Consider the following 15060-nt stretch of genomic DNA (forward strand, 5'->3'; position numbering starts at 1 on the left):
ACACAGTTATTGCAGTACCAGTCGTTTATGCATAAAGTGTGCGAATCGAGAATTTAACGGATGGATGAAGGAGAGGGAAAACGATGAATTTAACTAGATTATTTGAAATGCAGAAAGTTTTGGATGAACGGATTGTGAAAGAAAAGGGATTGGAAGGGCAGGACTTGTTACCGCAGAAGATCCTCGCTTTGCAAGTCGAGTTAGGGGAATTAGCGAATGAATGGCGAGGGTTTAAGTTTTGGAGTGAGGATCGGAAGCCAAGAACGCAAGCATATTCACATCATGAAGAAAAACAGCATGGCCACAATGGCTTTTCGAGCATAGCCAAGTACGAAAGAAATCCACTTTTAGAAGAATATGTTGACTGCTTGCATTTCATTTTGTCGATTGGGTTGGAGTTAGCGGCACAAGAAACAGAAAAATGGTTTGTTGAGGCGAATGTCCAGGTCTACAAAAACCGGGATACAGTTGAGCAATTTATTTATACAAACTACCACCTAAATAGAATGTATCTCGAAGATGAATACGATGATTACGACGAATTGGTGTATACGTTTTTAGGACTTGGCGAAATGCTCGGCTTCACCTGGGAACAGATCGAACAAGCTTACTACTCGAAAAACAAGATCAATCATGAGCGGCAAGCGACAGGTTATTAATCTAGTAGGGGTGATCCGGTGCTAACTATGTTCAAGGTCGATCACAAGAAAAAGCTGTACATCCACGGCGACTTAAATGCTCGTGAAATCAGAGAGTTGAAAAGAGAGGGTTGGCGCGTTGATGTTGAAGCCCATCCCTTCATACCCAGCAAGGCGGTAAACAAAAACGGTATACCACGGGAAGGAGATACATCATGTCAAAGTGCAAACGATGCAACAAGCCGCTCAAAACGTCGGAGAGCATCCAAGTCGGGTTCGGTCCGGTCTGCAAAAGGAAACACGATGAGGCGGAAGCGGAGTTCTTGAAGCGGCAGATTACGTTGGATGAGGAGATTGAGTATCAGTTGAAGGTGGCGAGATGATGGCGAAAAGTCGAACGCATGCAAATCGCGGCATGCAACTGGAAAAGTTGATTGATGCAACGAATAAAATTTACCGAACCACGGGCTTTGCTGATGTAAAGAAAGTGCCTACACCAGTAAGGATAACTAGCAATAACGGTGGTCGTATTAACGGCATGGTAGTCAAAGGTGATCTAGTCGATTTTGTTGGTGTATGCCAAGGTCGAGCAGTCATTTTTGATGCAAAACAGACATCGACTCGAACTAGTTTTTCTCTTTCGAACGTAGCGGATCACCAGTATGAAACATTGATGTCCTGGTGGAAGCAAGGCGCTCACACGTTTATTCTTCTTTATTTTTCTGAACGAGGTGAACACTACATGTTGGACATGCCGACACTCAGCACGTATTGGCAGGGTGCACAGGAGGGCGGACGCAAGTCAATTCCATACGATGTGATTGCTAGCCAATGTGAACTTTTACAAGCGTCAGAGGGCTATCCGCTGCATTATTTGAAGGTGTTGGGATGAACGATATGATTCTGGCGGGAACTATCATAGCGGCGGCATGGACGATCAGTCTGATACTTACATATCAGCACGCAAACCATAAAGGTTGGATTAGAGGTCACGAAGATACAAAAAGTATTACTTTCAAAGTGTTAGAAAATAAGAAAAGAAAAATCGAAGAGCGAGTGAGGAAAAAGGAATGACAGAAGTGTATCTGGCAGGCGGTTTGATCTTTATTACCGCGTATGTATTTGGATTTATCAAAGGGAAGCAGGAGTGACGTAGTAGACGGATAAAGCGAAGGAGGCGTTGGTATAAAATTGTACGTTCTTTACACATCTTACCCGTACGAGGGTGGGTATGTACACGGAGTATTCAGTACACGAGAACAGGCACAACAGGCTTTAGATAGCGATGATTTCGATTTCGGGCATAGTGAGACATACATCCAAGAAGTGGCGAAGGACAATTTCATATTTCAGCAGATAGAAATTTAATGAATCTGCTGCACATTCCGAACAAACCATACAGGAGTGAAACAAAAAAGCGAATTAACTCCTGTATTCTTCTAGCGCTAGACGAATTGTTTCTCGATGCTTCGGTCCAATGCCTGGAACTTTCTTCAGATCAGCTTTTAGCAGATCCTTAATTGTGTCGATTTTCTGATAGTAATTTCTCTTTAGTGGAAAGTAGACAGCTGCTGGAAGACCAAGCATTTCGATGCATTCATCATCTTTATCTTCAGGCACTTCATCTGGAATGTAGGAGAGTAGTTTGCTTATGTCATCTAACTCAAGCGCAGTCATTATTTTTGCTAGATGAGACAACGTGACTCTTTCAGTTTTATTCCTAACTAGATTGGATATCGTTTCAGAGCGGATACCGGTAAAGCGTACGAGTTCACTTTGTGCCATGTTTCGATCTTTCAATATTTCACTTAGCGATATTTTGATTTCTGACATGTTAACACCTCACTTGTTTTTATATACATTATACCGGATAACCGGTAGAACGAAAGGAATAATTATGAATCCAATCTATGAAATTAATAAATTAGCAGACCAACTACCGTTATCGGTAGTGCAAGACTTACACCAACGCATAGCGGACTGGCTATCATCTGGCGGTAACTATGATGATCCGTACATGTTTCAGCAGTTGCGGTATGCGCAGAGAGTAGCGAAGGAGGGAGCCGAATGGTCAGCGCGAGAAATGAACAGACAATCTTGATTCTGGACGATATTGAAATCAAGTGGACATGGAAAGAAAGTGAGTTACTTCATTTTCGGGGAATGTGGGGTGACGGCATGCCGATTAGTGACTTGGCTAAGGAATTGAAAACGAATAGACGAAGTGTGGCATTGCTCGTTATGGATCAGGAGATGAAGGGTGAGATTGAGCAGCGAAAATTTGGATTGTACGGGAATTGAGAGGGAGGGAAACTAACATGAAAAGTGGATGGCTACTTAATTTTAAAAATGAAAAACGATACATTTGTTCTGAAGAGGTCTATGCAGATGTAATTCGTGTAATTGACGTTGACGATTTAGAGTCAGAAGAACATTGGTTTTCTATCGAGAAAGCAAAAGAGAAGAATCCGACGGTTCGGGTATATGGGTAAATAAAAAAGACAGGATCTCTCCCGTCATGGCTGACATTATTGTATCACATGGAGGGGTCCTGGTGAATATGGAAAATTTGTCGATTGATGGGCAAGGTAGGTTAAATATTGATATAATGGAACTACCAATCAACTGTGTTGTAGTGATTTCGGATGGGATAGCAAAGGTGAGGGAATTGCCAGAGCACGGTGAATACAAGATTGTGACGCATCAAGGAAAAGTGAGACGGATGCGGAGAGAAGAGGGCGAGGATTTTTGAGCAATTTAGAAAGGGTAAATGTTGAAACAGGAATTACTGAGTTTACAAGCCAATTCGAAAGATACTTAGCGGAACTTAAATTACCAGAAAAGAACGTTTTGGTAGATGAAAGCGAAAGGTTGGTGGTTATTCAAAATATACCTCATGCAATTCAGAGGTTAGTTGATGATCAAAGAATGGAAGCCATGTATATTTCTAAATTTATTGCAGCGTGCGGAGCAGGACTTTTTGATGCGGCATTAAATTTTTTATGGAATGAAATAATTGTTAATCTTAGAAGAAAAGTCGCTCATTTTGATATGAATTACTTTATCGATAGCATAATCACAGATACAAAAAGAAAAAAGTCCTTTAAAGATGAAGAGGATTTAATAAACCTAGATGATTGGGAACTAGTTAGAGGTTGTAAAGATACCGGCATCATTACAGAAATAGGATATAAACATCTTGATTATATAAGGGATATGAGAAATCATACAAGCGCTGCACATCCTAACCATAATGATATCGACGGTCTACAATTAGTCGGCTGGTTACAGACTTGCATCAGAGAAGTTTTTGCTAAAGACCCTGAAGGCGCGGTTATTGAGGTTAAAAGACTCCTCTCAAATTTAAGAAATTATGATGTCGATGAAGATGATATTCCTTCAATTGAAAGGAATATCGAGTTGATGCCTGAGGATATAGTGGATTCTTGTCTTCGTGCAGTATTTGGTATGTACACCGACCCTTCAACAGAGGTAAGAGTTCGGAATAACCTCAAATTAATAGTCAATATACTTTGGAATAACTGCTCCGAAGAAGAGAAAAATAATGTAGGAATAAAATATGCTGTGTTTTCAGGTAACGCAGAAATTGAAAGGAAAACATATGCTACAGAGTTTTTAGATTTCGTTTCAGGAAAATCATATTTGCCTGAAGGTGAAAGAGAAGTTGAAATGGTACGTGCTATTCAAGACTTATACGATGTTCATAATGGATATAATAATTTTTATAATGAGGCCCCGTTTGCTCGTGTTTTAACCTCGTTTGTTGGTGATGATGGAAAAATACCTATGAACATCAATTATAAGTATGTAAAAGTGATAATAATGTGTTTTATCGGTAATGGGCACGGAATAGCCAATGCCGCAGTTCCACATTATGATGAATTAATAAAGAAGTTTACGGATCCGCAGATTAAAGTTTTCTTGAAGTTATTCAACGACAGCGGTTTTAATTCAAGATTACAATTCTCGGGATGCGCAAATAGAGTTCGCTCCTTAGCTGAAGATTTTTTACTCAAAACAGCAAATGAAAGATACAAAACGTTACTAACGAAGATTACAGATTCAACAAACAAACAGCTTAAAAATATTCAAAATGAAACTCAGTTTAAAAGTAAACTCTCAAAAATAAAAGACTAATAACTTTAAGAACTGTCCCCCTGGCCAACCAGAGGACAACATTTGATTGCAGCATTGCGCTGCGTCATTTGTTGTCCTCTTTTTTTATTTCAAAAAAGGAGTGAGAGTGAATGGTTATAGCTTTTCAAATTATTTTATTGGGGCTTATGTTGATATCTGCTTTTGGAGTCATCGGCGAAAGAGAGAATGCGAAAGTCCGAGAGGCGGTACTTACCCTCTTTATTGCGAGTACAGCTGCTTTTATTGTGAGTGTGATGTTGTTATGAAAAGCATACAAGAACAGCTCATTGAAAAAGGACTCGTACAGCCTGTTAAACGAGAGGTAGAGCAAAAGGATACTAGGACAAGTAAGAAACGGAATGAGCGATTGAGTGAGTGGGAACTAGCGGAATTGATGGGGACTAACAGAGATATATTCAAGCGGCACCGTGGATCTGTAAGAAGACGATAAGAGGGGGATTCAATATGCTAAGTTGGGCGGACGAATTGATTCAGGAATACACAGACGGCAGACAACAGCTAAAAAGACGCGCGGATCAATTGGACAGAGATAACCCGATTGAAATGGAAGATTTGAAGCGCTTCAACAGCATGATTGAAACTATGTCGTACTCGCTGGAATGGATGACGAGCGGACGGCAACCTGGAACATTCCGGGGGGTAGATGAAAAATCCGTTTATCAGCGTCGTTCATATGAAAATATCGATTTGATTCCAGATATAGCGGAACAGCTACGTGAAGAAAATGATATCAATAAAAAGCATCTTTTCATGACGAAGGAGGAAAAGATTATTATGGCTGATATTCTTTCGTCATTTTCTTTGAGAGAACGGCAGTGTTACTTGCTACACACCGCACAAGGGATGAGTTGGTCTTCTATTGCAGATGAATTAGGTATCAGTAAAAGCACAGTGCAGCAGTCTATTAACCGGGCCCGAAAAAAGGTTAATAAGCGAATAGGAAAAGAAAGTATGACGTGCGATGACGTGCGGAGTCTAGCAGATTGAGGGGAACCATTAAAGGAGGGGTGCGTTCGAGCGAATGAACGGCTCCTATATGCCCCATACATACGAGTGATAAATAGAGGATTCTTCCCATTCGCGGCGAATAATGTCATGAGGAGGATGAGAATATGACAGTTGATTCTTATGTAGTTGAAAAAATTTCGTTGGATTTACCAAAATACGAGGTAAATGAATTTATAACGTTGGTATGTAATCCTGAAAAGGAAAACTCAGTAATCGTAGAAGTAGAAGGTAATCATGAAGATATGTATATTTCTAATGGCCTTTTATTTTATAAAGCTTTACAGTTAGCTTTGCCGGAGGTTAATTTGAGGGTTTCAAAATATAAAGATGAAACTATGATGTATGAACTTTTGAAAGACCACAACACATACTTGATGAATTATTATGCTGCGTCTGATGATGATATAAAATTTGAAGAAAGTGCTCCCATTAAGTTTACTGAGGAAATAATGAAAAAGGTAGCTACAGCTCACAACATTGTTTGCGAACATAATAAAAAATCTAAAGAAGATAGAGATGTAAATCAATGGGAGCCTTCAAGGTGGGGCTATTCGTTCCAAAGTTATAGCAGTGCATGTTATTCACCGACAGTTGATTTAAGCATTTTAAGTATTATAACAGGTATAGAGTCTTTATTAGTTAGTGGAGAAGGTCCACTATCGTATAAGATTTCTATGTATTCAAGCCTTATCTTGAGTGATAATTATGAAGAGAGGTTGAAAATAAATAAATTAGTGAAAGACATGTATAAAATTAGGAGTAAGGTTGTTCACGGGGAGATTAGCACGGTGACTAGGCTGTTGAAAAAAGAAGATATTTATGAAAAGTATTTTGAGTTAAGAAAAATTCATTCAGAACTGCTGATAAAAACATTTGAATTATCCGAAGATGATTTATTTGATGCTATAGATAGACAGTTGTTTAACAGCCCATCTTTTAATTAATATTAAGCGCTGATTAATGGCGCTTTTTTCTATGCCAGAAAATATAGGAGGCGGAAGTGATGTAGAATGTCAAACTGGGGAAAGATACAGAAAGAATGGGAAACGACCAAGATCACACTTTCTAAGCTTGCTGAAAAACACGATGTAAAGTTAGGGACATTGAAAAGCAGAAAGAGTCGTGAGTCTTGGGTAAGAGGTCCATCGAATAAAGAAGCAACTAGGAAGAAAAAGGTTGCAACCCCGTCGAAAAGGATGCAACCGAAAAAGAAGGATAAAGAGCCTGTTGTTGAGTCGGATAGCCTGACTGATAAACAACGGCTTTTTTGTATTTACTACATTAAATACTTTAATGCAACTAAGGCGTATCAGAAGGCTTACGGATGCGCTTATACAACAGCTATGGTTGAAGGGCATGGCCACCTAAGAAACCCTAAGATTTCAGCGGAGATTGATAGGATGCGAAATGACAAACTAAGCGAGAAGAAATTAAGTCTTGATGATGTACTCCAAAAGTACATCGATATAGCCTTTGCAGACATCTCCGACTTCATGACATTTGGTTCCGAAGAAGTTGTGGCCATGGATGAATACGGGAAGGCACTTCTGGATGATAAGGACGAGAAAGTTACTTATATGAGAAACTACGTAACTTTCATGAACTCTGACGAAGTAGACGGCACTATAATTACCGAAGTGAAGCAGGGTAAAGATGGCGTCTCTGTCAAGCTGGCTGACAAGATGAAGGCTTTGGATATGTTAGCAAAGTACACAGATTTACTCTCTGCTCACGACAAGAAACGTCTGGAAGAAGAGAAGATGAAAGTCGACATAGAAAAAGCTCACTTAGAACTCGGCAACCTACGCGGTGATACAGAAGGCGATCCGCACGCTCAAGGTAGTAGCTATGAAGATGCATTGAATGCTCAAACGGAAGATGTATTTGCGGATGAGGTGATGGACGATGAAACGTAAGAAGTCCACGTCTTTCAAATTCCGTCCGTTTAGTCGTAAGCAAAAGAAGCTCCTGATGTGGTGGACTGATTGGAGTCCATACAAAGACTATGACATGATTATATGTCACGGATCTATTCGTTCTGGCAAGACGGTCGCAATGATTGATTCGTTCGTTACCTGGTCGCTTGCGAAACATCAGCACCAGAACTTCATCATTGCAGGTAAGTCGATGGGCGCGTTGAAGCGGAACGTACTGGAACCGATGTTTCAGATATTGACCGCTAAAGGCATTGACTATCACTACCATCGTTCGGGCGATCCATATGTGCAGATTGGAACCAATACGTACTATTTGTTTGGAGCAAACAATGAAGCGAGTCAGGATACATTGCAGGGGTTGACTGCTGCAGGTGCTTATCTGGATGAAGTAGCGTTATTCCCTCGGTCATTTGTTGACCAGGCTATTGGTCGTTGTTCTGCTGAAACTGATGGTAATAGTGGCAAGGTATTTGTTAACTGCAACCCAGCAGGGCCGTACCATTGGTTCAAGACGCAGTTCATCGATAAGGCGAAAGAAAAGAAAATATACGTTCTGCACTTTACGATGAACGATAATCTATCCTTATCTGAGCGAGTGAAACAAAAGTTCCATCGCATCTATTCAGGTGTCTTCTTCCAACGGTACATACTCGGTTTATGGGTTCTTGCAGAAGGCATCATATACGACATGTTCAACGAAGAAGAGCACGTCATAGACGAATGGCCAATTGATATTCACGACTATCAAGTAGCAATTGACTATGGAACCAAGAACCCGACAGCGTTTGTTCTACAGGGTATTCATTACGATACTGACGGTGTGGCGACATATTATAACCTAAAAGAGTATTTCTATGACGGCCGCGCTGAAGGGAAACAGAAAACAGATAACACATACTACGATGAACTTGAGACGTTTTGCGCTGGGTACACCAATGAGGTAATCATTGACCCGTCCGCTGCGTCTTTTATTGCGTTGATCGAAGAAAAAGGTGTGTTATTCGTAACGAAAGCCGACAACGCTGTACTGGATGGCATACGAACTGTATCTCGATTGATATCGGAGCGAAGATGCCTGACACATCGAGACTGCGTTAATCTGTTGCGTGAGCGTTCCTCCTATGTATGGGATGAAAAAGCGTCCAATCGAGGAGAGGACAAGCCTGTGAAAGACTTTGACCACGTAATGGATGCGGAACGCTATGGAATATACACGAAAGAAAACAGAGGTGTTCGCTTGGACGACTACACTGCTGCGCTTATGAGGGGGGCGAGAGTACATGGCTAAATGGAGCCAAATTACTGGTGAAATATCGAAGTTGCGGTCACGTCTGCTCCTTCCTTTCGGGTGGGGTGGCGTAACGACTGGCGGACTTGGTGGTAGTTATAAGTTAGACAGTAGCAAGGTAGATTACGAACTCACCAAGCAATTGTACTTTAATACACATGATGATTATAAGTTGGGCGCTGGATTCGCTAAACCTATTATCAACAATACGGTCGGATTCATGGGAGTCCCGCAATACAAGATTTCTGATAAGGATGCACAAGAAGTCATTGATTCATTCTTCAAGAACAACATATCCAACATGCAACGTACCCAGCGTGATTCGTTACGCGACGGTGATACGTATGTATGGATCACAAGGGAAGAAGAGAATGACGCTTCTCTGTATCCGGAGGAAAAAGTGCGGTTGATCTACAACATCATCCCTCCTGGTCAAGTAAAGGATATCAAGCGTGATCCGATGACTGGTGTTGTGTTGGAATATATATTGGAAGTCGCACATGAATGGGAGGATGAGCATGGCGATAAGAAGAAAGCGACTGTCACACAGCGTATCCGACGTGGTGAACGTGAAGTAGAAATTGATGGTGATCAACCGCCTGACATTGAACCAGGCATTAACGAAACGCCTTGGGACTTCATACCAATCATTCATTTTAAGAATGAAGGTGACGAGAGTTTGTATGGCCAATCCGACTTGGAACCAATTGAACCGTTCTTGAAGGCATACCACGACATCATGCTACACGCCATGCAAGGCAGTAAGATGCACAGCACACCACGCTTAATGCTTAAAGTAAAAGATGTAGCCAAGTTTTTGAGGAATAACTTCGGTGTAACCGATGTGGCTGCTTATTATAAAAAAGGCGGCACGTTGGATCTCGACGGAAAAGAATTAATGATAATGACTGATGAAGAAAATGCTGAATTCATTGAAGCTCGTTCGACTACTGGAGACGCTAAAGAATTACTGAAGCTTATCTTCTATTGCATCGTTGACACATCTGAAACTCCTGAATTCGTATTTGGTGTGCATACGTCTTCCAGTCTATCGTCCGTTAAAGAGCAAATGCCCGTGCTCATCCGATCAATCGAGCGAAAGCGTGAGCACTTTGCAGATAGCTGGAAGCGTCTTGCTCGTATCGTTTTGGCAATGACAGCGCAAGCGGAGAACAAGACGTATGAAACTTACGCAACCGAATTGCAGTGGGTCAACGTAGATCCGAGAACAACGAAGGAAATTAGTGAAGAATTGCTGAATACCGTGAACGCCTTGATTCTAGGATTGAACAACAATATTATAAGCGAGAAATCCGCTATTAACTTCCTGGCTAAACAGGTAGATACAATGAGTGAATATGAAGAAGAAGAGGGCGAGAGTGAAGTAGATCGCATCAAGCAGACGCGGATTAACCGTTTGCGAATGCCTGACAGTGATGATCTCGAATCTCAGTTGAATGAAATCAAGAAACGTCTGAGTGGTGGTGGTGGCACTGATGACGAAGCGTAGAGTTTATGGATTATCCGGCAACAGCACGTTTTCCCTACAAGCCCGTAAGCAACTGATTGAATTGCTATTGCGACAGGATAAAGCCATCCAGCAATTGTTTATACAAAACGCTGATGAACTTGCCGCTGAAATCAGACGCTACGAAGTGACAGGTAATGCCTATCAGCTTAACGAAGTAATCGATACGCTACTGCAACAACAAGCAAGCAAACTGGAGGAAGGGCTGACGCTCATTCTCCTCGATGGTTTGCAACTAAGTATTGAAGCGGGTATCCACCAATCCAAGCAAGCGACATTGCGCATTCTGAATAGAGCGGGGTTGGATTGGAAACCAATGGAGCGTTCGTTCTTCCGTCAACATACTAAAGCAGTTGAAGCGATGCAGACAAGAACCATCAAGGGTCTGAATCTGTCTGACCGTATTTGGGGCAAGAGTAGACAGTCGAGAGACGCTATCGGTTCTATCGTCCGAGAAGCAATCGCGGCTGGTGAACATCCATACAAAGTTGCTGAAATGCTTGAACAATACGTCAGGAACGGTGCAGGATCGTTGGTGTCCGAATATCCGAATATGATTGAGCGTTTAGAAGGTAACATCCCGATGAACCTGAGTTATGAATCGCTACGTCTAGCAAGAACGGAAATGGCAGCCGCATTCGGTGAAGCAACCCGACAAGCCGCTGAACTTAATCCGTCCAACAAAGGCATTCGATGGAGCCTATCTAATGCTGGTGTCGCTTGCGACAAGTGCAGGACTATTGCTAGTCATGATGAGGGCAAAGGTGAAGGTGTATACTCACTCGAAACCTTACCTGACTACCCCGCTCATCCGAATTGCTTGTGTAACTTGTCAGAAGTGACAGAAGACGTGGAGGACTTCGCGGACCGTTTAATTGAATGGATGGCGAATCCTATGGCGCAACAGGACATCGAACATTGGTATCAGACAGTTTATAAGACGGGAGAGATATGATTGGATTTAATCATTTTAATTATTTCTATCTTTGCGTGCTGTGTAAGTATTTTCGCCTTATTTGCGACGATAAGGAATTGAAAGGAGGTGAGAACATGAATACAGCTATGATCTGCGGAGAAATGGCGCAGACAGACAAACAAATCTTTCAGCTATTCGGAAACTTGGCTGGAGAAATGAGGATTGAAGATATCCCCACCGCTCCATCCGTCAACGTGGAAGAATTGATGAAAGGCGATAGGGATCCGCTCGAAGTTGTTGTAGAAATCCCTGCAAGCACATCTAAGCGTGGATGGAACTACAAAGGACAATCCTTGCAAGATATCGTCACAGCGGTCAACAGTAGCACGCTCAACGGTTTCCTTGGCCATCAAAAGCCAGAAGACGTCAGCAATCAGTTCTTACCTCCAGTAACCCATTGGGTCGGAGCAAAGATGGTTGGGGAGATTGCGTATTTTCGTGGGGTAGTCGATGCGGCTGCAACCGATTTAAAGCGATGGATTCGGTCTGGACGTATTAAGCAGGTGTCTATCTTTGGACGTCCTAAGCTACAAAGGTCTGGACGAGAAACGAATGTGGTTGGATATGAGCCTATGTCTATTGATTGGACGCCATTAGATCGAGCAGGAATGAACACTCGCATTGTTGCCATGAGTGGTGAGATGTGGGACTTGGAAGGCGAAGGCCCGACAGGTGAAATGAGTAATGATAAGGGAGGAAATGAAATGAATCCAGAAGAGGTATTGGCGGCATTGAAAACAATGCTTGGGAACAAACAAATTACAGTCCCAATGATTGCTGGTGAGATGGGATGGAAACCAGAACAAGTTGCAACAGACATTGATAAAGAATGGGTAGCAGGCGTTACTGAATCTGTTACAAAGCTCCAAGAAGTCGAAAAAGCACTAGGTATTTCTGGTGAAATGGATGTAGTCCAGGTTGCGAAGGATGCAGCAAACGCAATCAAGGCACAAGAAGCAGTAAAATTCGATAAAATGGTCGGCGAAATGGTGGAAGAGAAAGTGAAATCAGAAGCTGTCCGCAAAGAGTTGAACGATCCTAAAACTACGCTTGGTAAGATGTGGGGCTATCACTCCTCCGGATTCAACTCGGACAAGACAAAAGAAGAACTGTCCGGTGAAATGGATTCCTTCCTAGCTGACGAGGTGGTCAAAGGTCTAATCAGCAATCAACATACAGACAAGCCAGCAGGCACAGGCGGTAACAACAGCAATCCAAACGCACCGAAATTTAAAACAAAGCGTGTATCGCTTTAAGAAGGAGGAAGAACATACATGGCAGAAGCAAGAGCAATTCCAACAACTACGCACACAGCGTATCGCGCAAAAGTATCTGATGGTAAATCCGTCCGCGTAACAGTCCCGGCAAGCACCACAATTGAAGCGGGTCTATTCTATGAATTAGACGGTTTCTTCGGAACGGCAATGCAGTCGGTGGTGACAGCTGCAGGAGAAACAGACGAGGTTATTCTAAACATCGAGCAAGCAGAATTTGAAACAGATCAAATTCAAACGACAAAAGCATTTCCGATTGGCACGTCTATCTACTTTACTGGCGGCAAGTTTACACCGGAAGATGGCGCGGGAGCGAATCGTTTAGTCGGCCGAGTAACATCAGCTAAAGATCAAAATAACGTAATCTGGTTCATTCTAGGACCACAGGTTTAAGGAGGATATAGATAATGACAATTCGTACACACTCAATTGATTCACTAAAAGAAAAGCGTCGTGAAGGGACTATCGAATCCGAAGTCTCTTTTTTGTTTGATGGAAAAGAAGAAACGGTACCAAAGAAAATCGTAAACGGTGAAATGGAAGTAATCGATGTCGACAAACCGATTGGAGAAATGATGACATCTGAATCGTCTCGTAAAGAACTGGTCCAGAAGGTTGTATTGGATGTGGAACTCGGACGTGAAGAAGTACCTGTCCTCTACAATCCAATTTACGATACATTAACAGATCCAAACTTCCCAAAAGAATTCGAAGCGAAATGGGCGCAAACTGGAACGGTTGTATTCTTCGAGCACCTTGAAGGTGAAGAAGTTAAATTCGGCTCTCTTCAAGCGGAGAACGGTCCTATTGCACGCATACAAGGTTATGCAGCTGGATTTGAATATACAAAGGAAATGCAAATCTTTAATCAGATGTTCAACTTTGAGATTCTAAATAAGGCTTTCGGTGAAGCGCACAATGCAATGCTGAATCACTTGCACTTAGGTCCAATTATTAAACACTCATATAAAGCGGCAAACAAGACAGCGGCAGTATATGTAAAGCCTGACGGCAATGCAGGAACATCGAGCGACGCCCATCACATGCTGTCTCTACGCGAGACGTTGCGCAAGGCGCTTAAAGATGCACGTGTGGCGAAACGTCCTGGTACGGTTCTTCTTGCTAACTCTGCCGACAAGGAAGATATTCAGGAAGCGCTTGGAAGCATGACGTTGCAAGCTACTCCATACGGTGCGACTAGCGGCATTCTGGACATCATCTACTACGACGGATGGGAAACTACTGTTGCTCGTAAATCTTATGAATACCCAGGTGTCCCTCAAGGCAAAGCGTACTTGATCCGTCCGAAGCGTGGATTCAAAGAGCTTGTAAAACAAGGCTTGCAAGTCAGGTCTGATATTGGTGATCTGACTCGTTTGGTTGAAGCGCAAATCGTTGGCGACTTCTGGCGTGGAGTTTTCGCTGCTGTTGATGAAAACGTACAGGAAATCACGTTCCCCGGCCAATAAGAAAGGGGTGGTCTAAATGATTGCAACGCCACTTGATTTTAAGAGATTACGATTGATGGTGAATGATCCAAGTCCTAACAACGAGGGGTTAATCCCCTTATTCTCGGATGAAGAACTGGCGCTCATGTTTTTTGAACATCAAAGCATCTATGGGTTGGCTGCTGAAATCTGGTCTATTAAGGCGGGACTGATTGAAGGGGATATCCAGTCGTATTCAGCTGGTAATGAAAAGTATGACCTTACATCCATGAAAGACCGCTATACTCATGCCTTAGCTATGGTGAAGCTATACAAGGATAAAGAAGCAGAATTGTTGGTTGATATCGAAGATGATACTAACGGATCGATGATGCTGAAATTCCGCATACCGGATGTGATGTGATGAAAAACATTGTGGCCATGAGACGTAAGCATACACAGTGGAGCATCGATCAAAACCCTGTAATGATTACGGTTAATAGACGCGAGAAAGTGAATATGGGCGGGTACATGGACGAAATACAATCCACTACCGGCCCTTTTATTGTGCGCGTTTTTACATCTGGTGGCTCTCCGCAAGAAATCTCGACACTTGCTGGACAGAAACAAGTAGACCGTCATTTCAGCTTACTCGCTGATTACCAGACAGACATTCGTGCCGGGACGATTGTAATAGATGAATTCGAAGCACACGGCATGATATTCCAAGTGAAAGCAATCTATCCACAAACGGTTGCAGGAGAGATTGTTGGCTATCAAGGCGAACTAGAAAGGGTGACATGAT

At 42.3% G+C, this 15060-nt stretch carries 24 protein-coding genes and 1 pseudogene; 23 read left to right on the plus strand and 2 right to left on the minus strand.

Annotation, left to right across the window (positions count from 1 at the left end; translation table 11 throughout):
* The first annotated feature begins 83 nt into the window (after positions 1-83).
* The 5 genes and pseudogenes from CSV80_RS00735 to CSV80_RS18225 form a co-directional block, all read left to right on the plus strand.
* The gene (locus CSV80_RS00735) at positions 84-659 is read left to right on the plus strand and encodes a dUTP diphosphatase (RefSeq protein ID WP_099669174.1); all 576 of its coding nucleotides are present in this window, start codon (positions 84-86) and stop codon (positions 657-659) included.
* 194 nt (positions 660-853) lie between these two features.
* Entirely contained in the window at positions 854-1021 is a 168-nt protein-coding gene (locus tag CSV80_RS17610; RefSeq protein ID WP_199083904.1) for a DUF6011 domain-containing protein, read from the plus strand.
* On the plus strand, positions 1021-1530 hold the full coding sequence (locus CSV80_RS00740) for a Holliday junction resolvase RecU (protein WP_158231832.1): 510 nt from the start codon (positions 1021-1023) through the stop codon (positions 1528-1530). The genes CSV80_RS17610 and CSV80_RS00740 overlap by 1 nt, the downstream gene beginning before the upstream one ends.
* Positions 1527-1712: a hypothetical protein gene (locus CSV80_RS00745; protein WP_099669176.1), complete on the plus strand. Its 186-nt coding sequence runs from the start codon at positions 1527-1529 to the stop codon at positions 1710-1712. The genes CSV80_RS00740 and CSV80_RS00745 overlap by 4 nt, the downstream gene beginning before the upstream one ends.
* A gap of 117 nt (positions 1713-1829) precedes the next feature.
* Positions 1830-1907, plus strand: a pseudogene (locus CSV80_RS18225) (DUF7336 domain-containing protein); the annotation flags it as partial.
* 6 nt (positions 1908-1913) lie between these two features.
* On the opposite strand, the gene CSV80_RS17960 reads toward CSV80_RS18225, so the two are convergent.
* Both CSV80_RS17960 and CSV80_RS00750 read right to left on the minus strand, forming a co-directional pair.
* The gene (locus CSV80_RS17960) at positions 1914-2036 is read right to left on the minus strand and encodes a hypothetical protein (protein WP_255407622.1); all 123 of its coding nucleotides are present in this window, start codon (positions 2034-2036) and stop codon (positions 1914-1916) included.
* A gap of 24 nt (positions 2037-2060) precedes the next feature.
* Positions 2061-2471 carry a helix-turn-helix domain-containing protein gene (locus tag CSV80_RS00750; protein ID WP_099669177.1) on the minus strand — a complete coding sequence of 137 codons (411 nt, stop codon included), beginning with the start codon at positions 2469-2471 and terminating at the stop codon, positions 2061-2063.
* A 64-nt stretch (positions 2472-2535) separates the two neighbouring features.
* Here CSV80_RS00750 and CSV80_RS00755 point away from each other — a divergent pair, with 64 nt between their 5' ends.
* The 18 genes from CSV80_RS00755 to CSV80_RS00830 all read left to right on the plus strand — a co-directional run bounded on the left by CSV80_RS00755 (position 2536) and on the right by CSV80_RS00830 (position 15059).
* Entirely contained in the window at positions 2536-2739 is a 204-nt protein-coding gene (locus CSV80_RS00755; protein ID WP_099669178.1) for a DUF6877 family protein, read from the plus strand.
* Positions 2706-2939: a hypothetical protein gene (locus CSV80_RS00760; protein ID WP_099669179.1), complete on the plus strand. Its 234-nt coding sequence runs from the start codon at positions 2706-2708 to the stop codon at positions 2937-2939. Before CSV80_RS00755 ends, CSV80_RS00760 begins: the two co-directional genes overlap by 34 nt.
* 17 nt (positions 2940-2956) lie before the next feature.
* Positions 2957-3130 (plus strand): hypothetical protein, encoded by a 174-nt coding sequence (locus CSV80_RS17415; RefSeq protein ID WP_158231833.1) that lies wholly within the window; start codon positions 2957-2959, stop codon positions 3128-3130.
* A 68-nt stretch (positions 3131-3198) separates the two neighbouring features.
* Positions 3199-3390 (plus strand): XtrA/YqaO family protein, encoded by a 192-nt coding sequence (locus tag CSV80_RS00765; protein WP_369802794.1) that lies wholly within the window; start codon positions 3199-3201, stop codon positions 3388-3390.
* Positions 3387-4796: a hypothetical protein gene (locus tag CSV80_RS00770; RefSeq protein WP_099669181.1), complete on the plus strand. Its 1410-nt coding sequence runs from the start codon at positions 3387-3389 to the stop codon at positions 4794-4796. The genes CSV80_RS00765 and CSV80_RS00770 overlap by 4 nt, the downstream gene beginning before the upstream one ends.
* A gap of 110 nt (positions 4797-4906) precedes the next feature.
* Entirely contained in the window at positions 4907-5062 is a 156-nt protein-coding gene (locus CSV80_RS17420) for a hypothetical protein (protein WP_158231834.1), read from the plus strand.
* Positions 5059-5247, plus strand: coding sequence for a hypothetical protein (locus CSV80_RS00775; protein WP_099669182.1), 189 nt, complete (start codon positions 5059-5061; stop codon positions 5245-5247). Before CSV80_RS17420 ends, CSV80_RS00775 begins: the two co-directional genes overlap by 4 nt.
* Before the next feature lie 14 nt (positions 5248-5261).
* Complete coding sequence (locus CSV80_RS00780; RefSeq protein WP_099669183.1) at positions 5262-5804, plus strand: sigma-70 family RNA polymerase sigma factor; 543 nt, start codon at positions 5262-5264, stop codon at positions 5802-5804.
* A gap of 125 nt (positions 5805-5929) precedes the next feature.
* A complete protein-coding gene (locus CSV80_RS00785) occupies positions 5930-6769 on the plus strand; it encodes a HEPN domain-containing protein (protein ID WP_099669184.1) in 840 nt (279 codons plus the stop codon).
* Between the two features lie 66 nt (positions 6770-6835).
* Entirely contained in the window at positions 6836-7741 is a 906-nt protein-coding gene (locus tag CSV80_RS00790; protein WP_099669185.1) for a terminase small subunit, read from the plus strand.
* Positions 7731-9050 (plus strand): PBSX family phage terminase large subunit, encoded by a 1320-nt coding sequence (locus tag CSV80_RS00795; protein WP_099669186.1) that lies wholly within the window; start codon positions 7731-7733, stop codon positions 9048-9050. Before CSV80_RS00790 ends, CSV80_RS00795 begins: the two co-directional genes overlap by 11 nt.
* Positions 9043-10560 (plus strand): phage portal protein, encoded by a 1518-nt coding sequence (locus CSV80_RS00800; protein WP_099669187.1) that lies wholly within the window; start codon positions 9043-9045, stop codon positions 10558-10560. The genes CSV80_RS00795 and CSV80_RS00800 overlap by 8 nt, the downstream gene beginning before the upstream one ends.
* On the plus strand, positions 10547-11533 hold the full coding sequence (locus CSV80_RS00805) for a hypothetical protein (protein WP_099669188.1): 987 nt from the start codon (positions 10547-10549) through the stop codon (positions 11531-11533). The genes CSV80_RS00800 and CSV80_RS00805 overlap by 14 nt, the downstream gene beginning before the upstream one ends.
* 95 nt (positions 11534-11628) lie before the next feature.
* On the plus strand, positions 11629-12810 hold the full coding sequence (locus CSV80_RS00810; protein WP_099669189.1) for a hypothetical protein: 1182 nt from the start codon (positions 11629-11631) through the stop codon (positions 12808-12810).
* 18 nt (positions 12811-12828) lie between these two features.
* Positions 12829-13221, plus strand: coding sequence for a DUF2190 family protein (locus CSV80_RS00815; protein ID WP_099669190.1), 393 nt, complete (start codon positions 12829-12831; stop codon positions 13219-13221).
* Between the two features lie 14 nt (positions 13222-13235).
* Entirely contained in the window at positions 13236-14297 is a 1062-nt protein-coding gene (locus CSV80_RS00820; RefSeq protein WP_099669191.1) for a phage major capsid protein, read from the plus strand.
* 16 nt (positions 14298-14313) lie between these two features.
* Positions 14314-14679 carry a hypothetical protein gene (locus CSV80_RS00825; RefSeq protein ID WP_099669192.1) on the plus strand — a complete coding sequence of 122 codons (366 nt, stop codon included), beginning with the start codon at positions 14314-14316 and terminating at the stop codon, positions 14677-14679.
* Positions 14680-14696: 17 nt separating this feature from the next.
* Positions 14697-15059, plus strand: coding sequence for a hypothetical protein (locus CSV80_RS00830; RefSeq protein WP_233208461.1), 363 nt, complete (start codon positions 14697-14699; stop codon positions 15057-15059).
* Position 15060 lies beyond the last annotated feature (1 nt).

It is taken from the genome of Sporosarcina sp. P12(2017), from assembly GCF_002743035.1.
Classification (GTDB): Bacteria; Bacillota; Bacilli; order Bacillales_A; family Planococcaceae; genus Sporosarcina; species Sporosarcina ureae.

Coding starts and splice junctions, on each gene's coding strand:
- CSV80_RS00820 (WP_099669191.1), top strand. CDS start 13,236: ATGACAATTCGTACACACTCAATTGATTCACTAAAAGAAAAGCGTCGT.
- CSV80_RS00745 (WP_099669176.1), top strand. CDS start 1,527: ATGAACGATATGATTCTGGCGGGAACTATCATAGCGGCGGCATGGACG.
- CSV80_RS17960 (WP_255407622.1), bottom strand. CDS start 2,036: ATGGTTTGTTCGGAATGTGCAGCAGATTCATTAAATTTCTATCTGCTG.
- CSV80_RS00785 (WP_099669184.1), top strand. CDS start 5,930: ATGACAGTTGATTCTTATGTAGTTGAAAAAATTTCGTTGGATTTACCA.
- CSV80_RS00775 (WP_099669182.1), top strand. CDS start 5,059: ATGAAAAGCATACAAGAACAGCTCATTGAAAAAGGACTCGTACAGCCT.
- CSV80_RS00790 (WP_099669185.1), top strand. CDS start 6,836: ATGTCAAACTGGGGAAAGATACAGAAAGAATGGGAAACGACCAAGATC.
- CSV80_RS00810 (WP_099669189.1), top strand. CDS start 11,629: ATGAATACAGCTATGATCTGCGGAGAAATGGCGCAGACAGACAAACAA.
- CSV80_RS17415 (WP_158231833.1), top strand. CDS start 2,957: ATGAAAAGTGGATGGCTACTTAATTTTAAAAATGAAAAACGATACATT.
- CSV80_RS00800 (WP_099669187.1), top strand. CDS start 9,043: ATGGCTAAATGGAGCCAAATTACTGGTGAAATATCGAAGTTGCGGTCA.
- CSV80_RS00805 (WP_099669188.1), top strand. CDS start 10,547: ATGACGAAGCGTAGAGTTTATGGATTATCCGGCAACAGCACGTTTTCC.
- CSV80_RS00795 (WP_099669186.1), top strand. CDS start 7,731: ATGAAACGTAAGAAGTCCACGTCTTTCAAATTCCGTCCGTTTAGTCGT.
- CSV80_RS00815 (WP_099669190.1), top strand. CDS start 12,829: ATGGCAGAAGCAAGAGCAATTCCAACAACTACGCACACAGCGTATCGC.
- CSV80_RS00760 (WP_099669179.1), top strand. CDS start 2,706: ATGGTCAGCGCGAGAAATGAACAGACAATCTTGATTCTGGACGATATT.
- CSV80_RS00830 (WP_233208461.1), top strand. CDS start 14,697: ATGAGACGTAAGCATACACAGTGGAGCATCGATCAAAACCCTGTAATG.
- CSV80_RS00765 (WP_369802794.1), top strand. CDS start 3,199: ATGGAAAATTTGTCGATTGATGGGCAAGGTAGGTTAAATATTGATATA.
- CSV80_RS17610 (WP_199083904.1), top strand. CDS start 854: ATGTCAAAGTGCAAACGATGCAACAAGCCGCTCAAAACGTCGGAGAGC.
- CSV80_RS00750 (WP_099669177.1), bottom strand. CDS start 2,471: ATGTCAGAAATCAAAATATCGCTAAGTGAAATATTGAAAGATCGAAAC.
- CSV80_RS00735 (WP_099669174.1), top strand. CDS start 84: ATGAATTTAACTAGATTATTTGAAATGCAGAAAGTTTTGGATGAACGG.
- CSV80_RS00740 (WP_158231832.1), top strand. CDS start 1,021: ATGGCGAAAAGTCGAACGCATGCAAATCGCGGCATGCAACTGGAAAAG.
- CSV80_RS00755 (WP_099669178.1), top strand. CDS start 2,536: ATGAATCCAATCTATGAAATTAATAAATTAGCAGACCAACTACCGTTA.
- CSV80_RS17420 (WP_158231834.1), top strand. CDS start 4,907: ATGGTTATAGCTTTTCAAATTATTTTATTGGGGCTTATGTTGATATCT.
- CSV80_RS00780 (WP_099669183.1), top strand. CDS start 5,262: ATGCTAAGTTGGGCGGACGAATTGATTCAGGAATACACAGACGGCAGA.
- CSV80_RS00825 (WP_099669192.1), top strand. CDS start 14,314: ATGATTGCAACGCCACTTGATTTTAAGAGATTACGATTGATGGTGAAT.